Genomic DNA, 12,855 nt, shown 5'->3' on the forward strand with positions numbered 1-12,855 from the left:
TGATACTGTGGTATATCCGTTGATGAGACCACAGTCAGAACACCGCTTATCATCCCCATCTAAGATAAGCTCTCCTTCACACTCGCTACACTCGAACGGTTCGTGAATTGGCTTCTCTGTCATTATTCTGAATACTCGAAGTCGTCTGCAAGGTCCATGAAGTCGCTGAGTAGGTCGTCAAACGACTTCCTCCACCAGTTGGACGTATGTATCTCGGTCGGTTCATCATGGCAGTGAACGGCCCACTGTCCGCTATCAGGATGAATGCGCCACACCTCTAATCGGTCAACGTCAAGACCGAGTAGTTTCTCCACCGAATTCCCGTAGGCAGAGCCTTGGATTTTGTGTTTTGCATAACAGCCAGAGGAGGTCTTCAGGTCAGCGACCACAACATCCCCCGTCTCAGGACACTCGTACACCAGATCGACCTGTCCAGCGTATCCGTCCTCGATGTTGAACAGGAATTCCTCGACGGCAAGTACATGCTCGTCCTCAATTCCAAGCTTCGTGACGATCTCGTCAAAGACATCCTCGAAGTGTTCTCGATCTCGCTTACACTGTGCTGTGAGGGCGTCCGAATAATGGTCGTGGGTTCCGTACGCCCCATACTCATCATAAAACTCACCCCACGTCTCGACAGCGTGTTGTGATTTGAGGACCGAGTAAAGAACGTCTCGAGGAGAACTGTCGTGAATCTCCTCGTGGTCAGACCCGTCGATAACAAACTCACCGAGTTGACTATCTTCTACGAAGATGTCAGAATCGTCATTGATCTTATCGATGTTATTGAGAACCCAGAATGAGTCTGCTTCGTCTTCAGACCACTCGAGATTCACATCGAGTTTCTTTAGGGCATACCAGTGGCACAATGTACCCCGATTGCGCTTGTACCAAAAGAGATGCTCGTGGTGGGCGTTGTCACCCTCACCATCGTTACGATCCTGCCAAGCATATAGATTGGACTTATCGTCGTCTCGAGTCTTCAAGACAGTAGTAACAGACGGTAGTTTGACACCATTATCAGGATCTGTATATTGACGGACATCAATTCCGTCTGGCCCAACTCCGTCCAGAACTTTCCTACTTACACTCATCTTATAATATACTTACGTACTGCGTACACTTTAATGTTCTGTTATACATCATCTGAGATAGACTCCGCTGTCTCGTTAATTGTCTCCTCGACATCGTCACCAAAATAGTACCACAACACGCCAGAAACGACGGCGAGTGACAGCATCTTCTGTGCTTCGATCGGAAAACCGATTTTTGGCGGTAGCACTGACGAGGCATACGCCATTTCTTCAACCGCCTTGCTGCTAAACAATAAGGTCAACCACGGCTCTCCGATAAACTTCTTTGTTAAGGTCTTTATTCCCATGTAAAATTGGAACCATTAGACCCCAAACCACACCGCACTCCCCCCTATACGTTAATAAGAACTGTACTTACTTAACTGTTACGTACTACTTGCGTGTTACTTCGATTGGTGGCCCACCCCCGTCACGATAACTACCAAATTCCAAATATACTTTCTTTCAGGTGTGATTGGCGTGTCGAACGGCGGCAACAGGGCGTCAGAACATTACGAATAACTCGCCTCGACAGCGACACTGCCCCCGTCGAAGAACGACCCATATCGCATATCGAGTCTGACGGGGGAAGATGCGTTAGCCTGAAGCAGTAGATCCGTCCCCCCGTTACCGTAGGCTGCCCCACTAATCTGGAGGTCTGAGCCGTTGAGTTGGGTTCCGTCGCCGCCGTTGTTCATCGTATGAAGTGTGATGTCGAGGTTGCTGACTCTTTGTGTGGTCAAAAACCCGTCTGCTCCGCAGTCGTGAACATACACGGACCCCCTGATATTTTCAAACGACTCAATCGAAATCCCACTCTGGTTCGGAGCTGTGATATCGAGGTCGAGAGTCAGACCACTTGACAGCCCAGATCCGCGTAGTTGCACCGCAGCCTTTCCCGTGGACTGGTGGCTGACGGCCCCTTCGATCTTCAGCCCGTTGCACATGTCGGTGTGAGCACTATTGATGTCGATGGTGCGGACATCGTTTGTGGATTCGGTCTGCTCGATGTCAATCCCCAGCAGTTTGAGGTCCTGCACTGTGTTGTTATTCGTATCGTTGACGAAGATCGCGTTGCCACCGCAATCCCCCTTGATCCCGTCTACGGTGATGCCGTCTCCGTTTTCGATGTACCGACTGCTGAAGCGCCCATTCCCTCCGCCACCACTGATGTCAACGAGTTTACTTACATTTCGTCCAATGACATTATGAATCTCCGTTTTCCGTGCGTCGATGTCCAAGACTTCGTTGCACTCCATCCCGATTACAGTGTCAACCTTACAGTACTCGTTGGCAGCGTTGAGGTCAAGCGCCTCGCCGTCAGATGCGTCTTTCTTGATGTTTTTGAACGTCGTTCCACGGCACCCTTCCGCTCCGATAGTTGCCTGTGAAACACCTGCATAGGTACTTAGCCAGTTCTTCACTGTACCAGAGTCACAATCGGTCAAGAATCCGACGCCACCAAGGATCTCACCGCCTTGGCCATCGAGTGTAGATCCGTGTGACGAACCCCAGTAAAATGCCTTCGGAGTGGTGTGGCTCGTTGGATTTCCGTCTAACTCTCCACGGCAGATGAGATCAACCCTATCGTAGCCATTGTTATAGAGGAGGAGATCGTGCTCGTCTCCCTGTACGTCCATGAGCGTCGTCGGTGTAGCGTCGTCGGCCAACTCAACGGTTGCCCCGTCCTCGATGACGATTGTGAGGTTTTCCGTTCCCACGGAGACAGTCCCACTAAGCGAGTATGTGCCTTGCTTGAACCAGACCACTCCAGGGGTGGAGAGTTCGCTGTTGATATCGGACAGCGAATCATCGGGAGAGACGAACCGAGCGATGTTCGATAGCTCACCTGTACTTACCGAATCGAATTGCTCATGATCCCCCAATCCAGTTGAGTTTAGACCACTCACAGAAGGTCACCCATAACTGTAAAGTCCCCCACACCCGAGCCAGTATTTACAATTCTAACACGCGAATTCTTATACTCATTAACAGGTATGGAATTATTGCTTGATATTCCAGAAGATAGTGAATCGAGTTTCACCGATATTTCGAATTCACCATCCTCGTCAACATCACGTTCCCAAAACACATCAACCGATTCGCTTAAAATCAGCGTGTCGATAATGAACACATCTTCTTCATCATCGTGTCTGGTTGGGATGAAACTACTACCACTTTCTACGTCAACTTTTGAACTTATAAAACTAAATTCTGACATTATTTAACTGTTTTTACTTCTACATTATCTATCGGATGTAGCGCCTCGGTCGCTTTCTCGACACCCTTCTCGGGGCTGAAGTCTTTCTCATTGAGGTGAGCCCACCAATCAGCACGCCAGTCATGCTCGTAATGGGCGTAGATTCCCATACCCCCATTATCATTGAACAGCGTAACGTGTAGTTGCATCCCCTCAGCGACGATCTGAGGCGCTTCATTGTGGTAGAGGACCCACGACCCTTCCGATTTTCGACCGTCCTCAAGAGTCTTGTAGCACGCTATAGGATTGCGTACGAAACCGAGATCAACCAATTCCACCTCGAGTGGTTCTTCACTAATCTCGGTTGTCATAACGTACTGATTTTCACCAACAGTTCCGATACCATATCCACCGATCTTTTTCAGATATGGGTGTAGCTTAGGATAAAGCCAACGACGTGTCGATTCAATCCAGTCGTCGTCAGCGTTAAGCAGATTCATAATCTTGAAGATGCTCGCCTGCTTTTTGGCAGTATTCACATATTTTGTCTGGTCTATCGAGGTTTTTTGTATATTGTATGCTATTTAGATATTTGATAGGCGGCATTTCACCCGCTTCCGTTTCGTTATTTTCGGTAATCAGTCGAATCAATGCATTTAATCGTTTATACGTAAGTTGATCTCTTGTTGGCATTATTATATTCCGTGTTTGTGTGGGTATCCCACGATGTGAAATGATTCAGATTGCATTGCAGCACGGTCTCCACTAACATTGGTTGTCTCAATAGTTGTACCAGTAAGATTGTCTGATGGGTCTATAATACCAGTAAGTGTTACTGATTCATTTTCTTGTAGAGTTCCCGTTAGTACAATATCTGTCCTACTTTCAAAGGACATTGTATATCGGTAATTGGCATCATAATTGGAATCTGTATTGACTACTGTAACGTCATATTCATCAATTATTTCATTTAGTGATTCAGATTTGTTGGCCCACCCCGATTGTGTTGCGGTTACTTGTGTTTCTGATGGGATTGATTGAATATATCTTGAATCAGATTCATTTTCAGTATAATACCTCCCATCATGGTTATGACTTGCTGGAGCGAAGTTAGAATCTGCTTGTGTCGTAGAATACGTCTCACTCGTAGAATACGCATCTAACTGACCAACAGTAACGTTGTGAGGGTTGCCTTCATCGGCTGCGTGGGTATTAAATTCCGATTGGATACCATTATTTACCCACGTTTCAGTGGCGAAGTTACGCCATGCACCTCCGACACGACCTTTAAATTTGTCAGATAGGAGGTCGTACCAGAGATCCCCATCGGACTGATTACTGGGATTATTCTCAGATGCGAATGTGTGGACACGATCTCGACCCACATTCCGAACCGCTGAAACACTGTCGTTAGTTGCAACATCCACTTCAGCAATCTTCATTCGATCGGTAGCAACAGACGTAGCTCCGTCAGTTTTCCCGACACTCCCATTGGTGTTAACCCACACCGAATCCGTTCGAGTGGAGGTACCACCATTAGAAGACAGTGTGACGGTCGTGGAGCCGATCGATCCAGTTTTTTGCCCATCAACATAGGCTCCCTCAGAAGACGCACTCACGTCGATCTCGAGCGTTCCAGTGCCTTCTGAAGAGACAAGCCCGCTGTCGAGGATTACATCACCTTCGATATCCCTAATCCGATCTCGAATAGCGGTGTTTGTCGAGTCGAAATGGGTCTTGATGTTATACCATAGCGCATCAAGGTGTTTTTCATTCACCTGATCTCCCTTTTCATAATACGTCCCAGACGTGGGGAGTTCGCCCGTTTCACCCCAACTTGGGAATTCGTTTTCTAAATCACTCATACGTTTGCTCTATAGTAAGATAAATCACGAATGACTCTAAACAATATCTCCTGCAAGTGTTCCATTATCATCACCGCTATCGCCCCCTAATCCTAATTCTGGGTCGTTTGGCTCATCATCTCCCTTGAGAATGAACGTTCCTTGCTCAGATGCGTTAACATCGTGTCCAGCAGGAACGCCACGAGAGAGGAAGTCTTGAACCTCTTGGCGGGTGAGGGCCGCGTTGTCATAGACATTCGACTGGGCAGAAAATTCAACTGTGGCTGGATTGATATCGAAACTAAAACCGATGCTTATCTCGTCTACTGTCGTTTCAAGGACCGACGCAGCAAACTCCACAAACTCATTAAACGTCGTTCCGATATTCCCAACACGGAACTGGACTTTGAGACGGGCTCTATACTTTGCATCTGCTTCTCCACTACGCCGATCGAGGTTAACGAGTTGGCCGATTTTGTCAAGCTCCTCACCAACAGCAGTATCGATGTGTTTGGCACGTTTGATGTCGTAAAGAGCCTGATCCTGCCTATCTCGGATGGAAAGGAGGGCTCGCATCAACTTGTAGGAGTTAGACCCCTCACCAAACGTGAGACCACCATTATCCCACTCGCTTGATGCCTCGCTTATATTCCTCGTAGTGAGTGTGTTTAATTTAACATTATCAACGTACTGTGCGGATGCATTGTCAGATCCAGTACGACCGCCAAACCCGAATCTCGAATGTTCGGTGTCTGGCGATTCAATTGTCGTTTCGAATGCGTTTTGTGAATTGACCAACACACTCACATTCCCGTAATCGTAGGAAATACGGATGTGGTGTTTCTCCTCATTGCTGTTCCCGCTAATCTCAAACCCTCCCGATCGGGTTATATTGTCCTCCCCATCAACTCGATGAACGAGGCGAACTTCATTGTCGGCATGGTCAAACGAGACGTAGTATCCGTTATCTGGCTGCCATAACTCTCCTACACCATCATGGAAGAAGAGTATCGCCACTTCTCGTTCAGATCCAGAGTCATCATTTTCTATGTCGAGTCTGAAATCACACCTCCATACATTTTCAGTGAGATGGTTTCTGAGAGTGATATTGCCTTCAGACTCAACACTCTCTGGAGTGATGCGGGCTCGCCCATTCCGTATGGCTGCATCGCCGCCAATAGTCCAGTTATCAGAACTATCGAAATTGGAATCGATTATTTCGTCTATATACTCACTCATTATTAGATTTCTGTGACGTTAATTTGAATACTACCGTCAGTAGCATCAGTCTGAGCTACCTCATTTTCACCAACGCTAACCACCTCAAGACCGTAGCTATTGGTGGTCGTACTTGGCGTAAACGTGATGTCGTTCGCAGATGCATCGTTATTGAATCCGATAACACCCGTCTCATCTTCCCCGAGAATGATATCTTCTATCTCATTAGCGTGAACATCTTCACCCGATTCAAGTCCAACAACGTCGGTGTCGTCAGAGCTAACACCGCCAACATAGCTAACAATCTCGTCTCTGAGAGTCTCACTTCCAACATACGTATCATTGACGACAATATCCATCTCCATATCGATATTGACAGAACTGGGGCGGGAGTAGGAGATGTCGAACTGTTGTCCATTAGATTCAGATGTAACGGTTATAATCTGTTCCGTACCGTGAGCACCACCGTGGTCTCGGGAAGTAATTGCCTTTTTATCAAAGATTGCTCCAGCCACCTCACGATCGTCACCACCGAACACTACTGCTTCGAATGAATACGGTGGTAACCCATCTACATCTGTTGAATTGGTTTTATTTTCGTATAGAGTGACGGAACGAACGCCACTAACTTCATTCAACAGTTCGGATGTGAGGGCAGCGACAGTTGCGTCACCACCGCTGGAAACACTGTCCCTGGCACGTTCTCGTAGACTATCATCGTCCTCCTCCCCACGCCCGACGACGAACGGATCTCCGTTGATGTCGTTGTAGCTCTGATCGGATGTTGGGTAGAGGTTAGACGTACCATCGACGCCAGCGGGTGGGGAAGGAAGGACGTTAATCGATTCGGCACCAACATTCCCGTGAGAACCCCCGTTAATTGCACGGATGTTCACACTTACAGCACTCATGCTGATTTCATCGATGTATTTGTTCCCACTACTATCGAGACTTTTGAATCCGACATATCCGTTTCGCCAAATGGTATTACTCGAGTCAACACCACCAGCGGTATACTTATTTCCACTCTGGTCAGTTATTTCAACACCGATATTTCCAGTAATAGACCAATCAACGACAAGATGGACGTGTTCTCCAGTTGGAACAGTCTCATTCTGTGTGTCAATAGTATTAACTACAACACCATCCTCCACTCTCTCAATTCGCACTTCTCCTAAATTGGTATCGATAGCAACCTGATAGTGGTTGTCAATGCTTTGAACACCGAATGTGAAGGTCGGAACAGTATTGCTTTCTGCATAGATATCGGATTCGATAGTGGATCCAATATCGACAAGCTCATCCGATTTGTAGATGTGGTCTCCATTCGTTGCATTTGCCTCGAGAGAGATTGAACCCTCGCTCGCGTTCATTGCAACAGTATCGAACGTACCGCTTCCAACGTCACCTCCCCAGTCGGATAGCGCATCGCTTTCAAACCCGTCTATATATCGGAGATACGTGGTCTCACTGGTCTCAAACTGCGCAGACGAGTTTCCTTGAGTTTGGATAACCGTTCCACGCTGGATGTTATACGACGTTGTGACTGGATCATCACTTCGGAACTGCTGGACACCAGTTGCGTGGATAGCAGATCGGCGTTGGATGCCGACAATTGCGACTACGCGATCAAGATCCTCTCCAGTTGCGGTATCGAGAAAACCACTCTCGTATACTTCACCAAGACTCTGTTCTTGGTTGCCGTTACTAACAGCCGCCATAACCTCAGCGAATGTTGAGAAAACTGACGACTCTGTTAGGTCGATGTTATTCCCAAATTCACTTTGCAATTCGCTCTCGAGTGCGTTAACAATCTCGTTCTCCGTTAGTTCAACATATTCTCCGTCTTCAACAGGCATGTAATTTTAAACCTCAATTGTGAAATCTTCGTCTTCAACAAGTTCGACACCGATTTCAATTGTGTCATTCCGCTTATCAAATTCAAGAATGGTTACGTCGAGAACTTCACCGACTTGTGGATCGTCCTCAAGCGCATCTTCAACTCGCTTCTCGAGAAGACTGATATTAGTTCCAGTAATGCGGCTCCCAACAAACTTCGAAATGGAATCGCTCGTCGCAATGGAGATCGATTGTTCGACGTTTGCTTGCCCACTTACAACAGCAATATCATTCGAATGACCGATTTCAATATCTCTGTTACCGTCTATTCGTATATCTGTTAATTCGTTAGTTGACATTATTGCTTGGTCTCGTTAATATATACGTCCCCATCGTTAGAATTGATGTGAATATCTCCGTCGTTATCAATTCGAATGTTAGACCCAGTGTGATTTCCGAGAACGACCTCTCCAGGCTCGTAATCGGGGAGGTTGGCACGTTCATCAGCAATCTTTTCAGACGAATACCACGGTCCTACGATCCACGCAGAATCGTTGACACCATACATGACGGAGACATCATCGTCCTGCCGAGGAACGTACGCAGACCCAATTGTGAACGGTAAAACCCTCGCCATTTGGGTCGAATTCTCACCTCGAACCTTGATCTTCACCGCATGATAGCCGTCTTCATCGGGGTGACTATCCGCAGACATCACCGTCGCCTTCGAAAGCGGTGGTGCTATGTCATGTTGGATGTGCTGTTCGTCTCTTGTATGTGGGTTTTTAGGATTGTTCTTCGCCATTATGCCTCTCTGTATTCGGAGTTGATTTCGAGCTTTGATTCGTCAAACACAAGGCTCACACCAAGTTCAGTTTTGTATTGTTCTGTTGCACTCCGAGTATGTTTCACGGAGTTAACTTCGTACGTAATGGGGGCGAGATTTTGATTGGGGTACGTCTCATTACACACTGGAATGGTTCTAATATAATCGTATGGGGCGATGTATGGTTCCCCTTTCAGCAGAATGCTGCCCTCGGTCTCCTCCTCGAGATGTTGGCGAAACTCGTTTATCGCCGTCTTCTCTGCTTGCTTCGGGGTGAGATCGTCCGAATTAACTACTGGTGCAGTATACTCGTATCCTCCAGCGTTATCCACAAGCGGTGGATATTTCAGTTCTGCATACGGGTAATATTCGTTATTGACGTTCGGTAAGATAGTGGCTTTCAGATCGCCTGGAACCTCACCATGTACGTGCATCGTGTTGAACGGTTTAATGTCGTAGAGTGCTTGGTTATCCAACACGGTGACATCTTCAAACGAATCTTTGTCTATATTATCAGTGTAATTTCCCTCGAAATCTTCACCGATGTATTTATCATTAAACAAGCGTCGAGCGAACTGATCGTCGTTATCTCGAGTGTCACCAGTGTTATCGAAGAATAGAACTGGGCGGTATGGAGTTGGCTCGAAATGCCATTTCCCCCCTATACGGCCAGCAAACCAGTCCATCACATCGACAAGGTTGTGTCTATTTCGACGGAAGGATTTCTCCCCACCAACGAGATCGTCAATGATATCGGAAACGTTGGGGAGCATAAATTCGAAGATGTCATCGATAACATCATCGATATTGAGTTGGAAAGAACCAACAATCGGAAGGCTTCCCTCAATCGTAAAGTCTTCCCCACCTCCAACATCTGGGTCCGTTGGATCGATATGATCCTTTATCACCCGAACGTTCTGGAAGCCTGCGATATACATTCCAACATCGTCAAAGATGGTTCGATGCTCTAATCCGACTGGGGCACCGTTATCATCATATCCTCGAACAACGAAATTGAGGAGCTGTTGTATGGTGACATCATCGAACGATTTAGAAACGGGAATTCCACGCATAAGATCGGCTGCGTCATACACCCAGAACTTCATTTGACCGTTCTCTGCTGCGGGTCCGACACCACCGATGTATCCGAAATGCTCTACCTGATAGTATTCATCCTGAAAGTCGTAGAACCAGATTCTGCACTGATCGAAGGGCGAATTCGGAGTGTCGGACTGGGGGTCAAATCCGTTAATGTACTGTGTCATATCTTCCCCACCCCATTCAACTGGGATCTTCACCTTCGCAGTTCGAGTGAGGTCGGACGGACCATCTTTGTTTAGCCAAAGCTCACAAAGCGTGACGGGGAGTCTAACCCACTCATCACCGTTACGTACGTCTACTCGCACCTCAGCCTCGTGTGCTGTATCTGGGGACTTACACGACAAGTCCCGAACCATATACGTATCTTCAACAGTTGAGACACTCATGCTTCAGGATACTGGAGTTGTAGTTGGAACGGGAATGCAAGTTGCGGCTCTTCACCATTCGGAATAATGTGGATGATATCGGTGTTCATTTCGATGGTCGTTCGTTTGACCGTAACGTCGTTCTTATCAATTGGCGATATAACCTCTAATTCGGTCGCTCGCTTGAGCCCCTTCAGATCGCTCAGTTCGTCTTCTACGACGATTCCTTCAACCGTGATGTCTGGGCCTTCCTCACCCCCTCGACGGTTCTCAGTCTCCCCACAGACGGTTTTGGTGCTGTCCATAGTACCTTCATCGTCATACTCAATTCGCTCCACAACAGTGGGACTAAATTCTTCACCGTCAACGATCAGCGTGACATCACGAGACTCAATCTGTTGTGTGTCACGTTCCCCCGCTTCATTAATGATATTAATTTCATACATTTATGCTTGTCCTCCACTCGTCCTCCCCATTCTCCACTGCGATACAGAGAGGTTCGAATTGTCCTTATTCCGATTTCCAGTAGATTCGACAGTGTAGTTAGTGACACTCGAGCCGCTACTGGTACTGAACGAAGATCCAGCACCACTTCGAGGTGCGCCACCGTCTCGGTAGGGATTCATTCCGTCCCCACCACGTCCCGCAACACTGTCGTATTCTTTCAACGATTTTGTTGCAGAATCAATCCCGTCTGCAAGACCTAACCACTTCTCTGCCGCCCCCATTGCAAGTGCCCCAAGACCGACGAGAACGCCGAGTGAGGCGACTGTAAGGAATGCGGCCAATGCTCCCGTCGCAGTGAACGCGCTTGCTGCAAACGATATCAGCGACGTTTGACCGACGATGAGAGACTTAACGAATGCGACCATCGATGTGACCGCTCTCCCTATATTCGTCACTGCAAGATAGCCAAGCGCGTTGTTAGTAGCGATAAGACCAGCCCAGAAGTTCCACATAGCCACTACACCAGCGCCGAGAGCGCCGACAAATGCATTCCCAACAAGGAAACTAAGAATTCCTACGATCGACGCAAGGGAGAGGAGGCTTCCCACAATAACCCCCAACATCTCGTTCGTGATACCGAACAGGTTGAAGATAGATGCGATAGCACCGAAGAGTTGTAGGACCGCGTTCGTCACGATGACGAATCCGACAGAGGTCTTCGTAAGAGCGTATGCAACATCGATCAGCATACCAGCAAGTGCCTTCAACTGTGGCATCGATTCCATTGCCAGATTGACGAAGGTACGGAGAATCTGTGTGTCCTGAAGGTACTCCCCAATCGCCCCGAAGACGGGTGCCATTGCCTTCACAGTGCCAGCCATTGAAGAGAGGGCTCCAGGGATGTAGTCGATAAGGAACCGCCCAAACTCCCGTGAAGAGTCTCTCAGCGCCATAAGAGAGTCGCCTTCCGCAGCGACCTCGTTGAAGAACTTCTCGAGACCGTCAAGACCGTCTTCAAACAGCGGTGCGAGACGCTCGGCGAGTGGGGCAAACGCCTCGAATAGATCATCACGGACCTCCTCGAACATTTCCGTGAAGTCTTCCATTTCGGGCATTCCACCACTGTCGCCCATTGCACTACCGACAGCGCCAAGAATGCCGATTGCACCGAATGCAGCGGCGGCAGAGATAGCAGCGGCGGCAAGCGTCATAAGAGCCGTAATAGCAGCGGGCATGGCCATGATGAACGTGAACATCAACGGCATGATGTTGGCAAGGAGATTATGCATGTCAGACATATTGAGTCTGAAATCCTTTACACTCTTAAGGGTGTCACGCACCCCATCTCCCAGACTATCTATGATCTTGGAAAGACGGCTGCCCCTCTTTCGATTGAATTTTGGACTGTCGAGTGCTGCATTGATATCGGCAGACATCTGAGCGTTCATATCTTCGCTCATCTTGGCGATATTAGGTTGGATATCATCGATGTCAAAATCCCCACGACCCATGATTTCCAGCGGTCCCCTATCATGAGCGCCAAATAGATCGGGTAGATTACCGCCGTCTGCCATAATCTCAACCTCGTTAGACTTTTCAAACGCCTCCATCTGGGCTTTAAGCTTCGCTAACTCGGTGTCAAGGTTATCGACGCTCGTATTGATATCAATTCCCTCAGATCCTTGAGCGTCAACGGCTTCAATCTGTGCTGCAAGGTCTCTGAGTTCGTCTTGTAGTTCCGAAAGAGCGGCAATGGCCTTTTTAATATTAACGTCAACAGTAACTTCGAGATTTTGAATTGCTGCGATAGTTTAACCCCCGTTTTAAGATGTCGATGAATTTGAAATTATCTGAATGATACTCATCGGTTGTCTCTATAGTAAGGTAAATCACGAATGGAGATAGATATGTCTACGACGTGTTGTACCGCATAAAAAAGTGC

13 protein-coding genes are annotated in these 12,855 nt (G+C 47.7%); all 13 read right to left on the reverse strand.

What is annotated here, in order from left to right:
- Positions 1 to 122: 122 nt before the first annotated feature.
- Positions 123 to 1,094: a hypothetical protein gene (locus LDH74_RS03000; RefSeq protein ID WP_226041156.1), complete on the reverse strand. Its 972-nt coding sequence runs from the start codon at positions 1,092 to 1,094 to the stop codon at positions 123 to 125.
- A gap of 41 nt (positions 1,095 to 1,135) precedes the next feature.
- Positions 1,136 to 1,381 (reverse strand): hypothetical protein, encoded by a 246-nt coding sequence (locus tag LDH74_RS03005; RefSeq protein WP_226041157.1) that lies wholly within the window; start codon positions 1,379 to 1,381, stop codon positions 1,136 to 1,138.
- Positions 1,382 to 1,585: 204 nt separating this feature from the next.
- Complete coding sequence (locus LDH74_RS03010; RefSeq protein ID WP_226041158.1) at positions 1,586 to 2,983, reverse strand: hypothetical protein; 1,398 nt, start codon at positions 2,981 to 2,983, stop codon at positions 1,586 to 1,588.
- Entirely contained in the window at positions 2,980 to 3,294 is a 315-nt protein-coding gene (locus LDH74_RS03015; protein WP_226041159.1) for a hypothetical protein, read from the reverse strand. Before LDH74_RS03015 ends, LDH74_RS03010 begins: the two co-directional genes overlap by 4 nt.
- Entirely contained in the window at positions 3,294 to 3,812 is a 519-nt protein-coding gene (locus LDH74_RS03020; RefSeq protein WP_226041160.1) for a hypothetical protein, read from the reverse strand. Before LDH74_RS03020 ends, LDH74_RS03015 begins: the two co-directional genes overlap by 1 nt.
- 156 nt (positions 3,813 to 3,968) lie before the next feature.
- Positions 3,969 to 5,138, reverse strand: coding sequence for a hypothetical protein (locus tag LDH74_RS03025; protein WP_226041161.1), 1,170 nt, complete (start codon positions 5,136 to 5,138; stop codon positions 3,969 to 3,971).
- A gap of 36 nt (positions 5,139 to 5,174) precedes the next feature.
- Complete coding sequence (locus LDH74_RS03030; RefSeq protein ID WP_226041162.1) at positions 5,175 to 6,356, reverse strand: hypothetical protein; 1,182 nt, start codon at positions 6,354 to 6,356, stop codon at positions 5,175 to 5,177.
- A 2-nt stretch (positions 6,357 to 6,358) separates the two neighbouring features.
- Entirely contained in the window at positions 6,359 to 8,194 is a 1,836-nt protein-coding gene (locus tag LDH74_RS03035; RefSeq protein ID WP_226041163.1) for a baseplate J/gp47 family protein, read from the reverse strand.
- A 6-nt stretch (positions 8,195 to 8,200) separates the two neighbouring features.
- On the reverse strand, positions 8,201 to 8,533 hold the full coding sequence (locus tag LDH74_RS03040) for a hypothetical protein (protein WP_226041164.1): 333 nt from the start codon (positions 8,531 to 8,533) through the stop codon (positions 8,201 to 8,203).
- Entirely contained in the window at positions 8,533 to 8,979 is a 447-nt protein-coding gene (locus tag LDH74_RS03045) for a hypothetical protein (RefSeq protein ID WP_226041165.1), read from the reverse strand. The genes LDH74_RS03040 and LDH74_RS03045 overlap by 1 nt, the downstream gene beginning before the upstream one ends.
- Entirely contained in the window at positions 8,979 to 10,265 is a 1,287-nt protein-coding gene (locus tag LDH74_RS03050) for a hypothetical protein (RefSeq protein ID WP_226041166.1), read from the reverse strand. Before LDH74_RS03050 ends, LDH74_RS03045 begins: the two co-directional genes overlap by 1 nt.
- 218 nt (positions 10,266 to 10,483) lie before the next feature.
- The gene (locus LDH74_RS03055; protein WP_226041167.1) at positions 10,484 to 10,912 is read right to left on the reverse strand and encodes a hypothetical protein; all 429 of its coding nucleotides are present in this window, start codon (positions 10,910 to 10,912) and stop codon (positions 10,484 to 10,486) included.
- Positions 10,913 to 12,523, reverse strand: a complete 1,611-nt coding sequence (locus tag LDH74_RS03060; protein WP_226041168.1) for a hypothetical protein — start codon at positions 12,521 to 12,523, stop codon at positions 10,913 to 10,915.
- Positions 12,524 to 12,855 lie beyond the last annotated feature (332 nt).

It is taken from the genome of Natrinema sp. DC36, from assembly GCF_020405225.1.
Lineage (GTDB): Archaea > Halobacteriota > Halobacteria > Halobacteriales > Natrialbaceae > Natrinema.

Excerpts from the sequence above, each read along its gene's own strand:
- LDH74_RS03050 (WP_226041166.1), bottom strand. The coding sequence starts at position 10,265 with ATGACACAGTACATTAACGGATTTGACCCCCAGTCCGACACTCCGAAT.
- LDH74_RS03035 (WP_226041163.1), bottom strand. The coding sequence starts at position 8,194 with ATGCCTGTTGAAGACGGAGAATATGTTGAACTAACGGAGAACGAGATT.
- LDH74_RS03030 (WP_226041162.1), bottom strand. The coding sequence starts at position 6,356 with ATGAGTGAGTATATAGACGAAATAATCGATTCCAATTTCGATAGTTCT.
- LDH74_RS03060 (WP_226041168.1), bottom strand. The coding sequence starts at position 12,523 with ATGGAGGCGTTTGAAAAGTCTAACGAGGTTGAGATTATGGCAGACGGC.
- LDH74_RS03025 (WP_226041161.1), bottom strand. The coding sequence starts at position 5,138 with ATGAGTGATTTAGAAAACGAATTCCCAAGTTGGGGTGAAACGGGCGAA.
- LDH74_RS03005 (WP_226041157.1), bottom strand. The coding sequence starts at position 1,381 with ATGGGAATAAAGACCTTAACAAAGAAGTTTATCGGAGAGCCGTGGTTG.
- LDH74_RS03055 (WP_226041167.1), bottom strand. The coding sequence starts at position 10,912 with ATGTATGAAATTAATATCATTAATGAAGCGGGGGAACGTGACACACAA.
- LDH74_RS03040 (WP_226041164.1), bottom strand. The coding sequence starts at position 8,533 with ATGTCAACTAACGAATTAACAGATATACGAATAGACGGTAACAGAGAT.
- LDH74_RS03045 (WP_226041165.1), bottom strand. The coding sequence starts at position 8,979 with ATGGCGAAGAACAATCCTAAAAACCCACATACAAGAGACGAACAGCAC.
- LDH74_RS03015 (WP_226041159.1), bottom strand. The coding sequence starts at position 3,294 with ATGTCAGAATTTAGTTTTATAAGTTCAAAAGTTGACGTAGAAAGTGGT.
- LDH74_RS03000 (WP_226041156.1), bottom strand. The coding sequence starts at position 1,094 with ATGAGTGTAAGTAGGAAAGTTCTGGACGGAGTTGGGCCAGACGGAATT.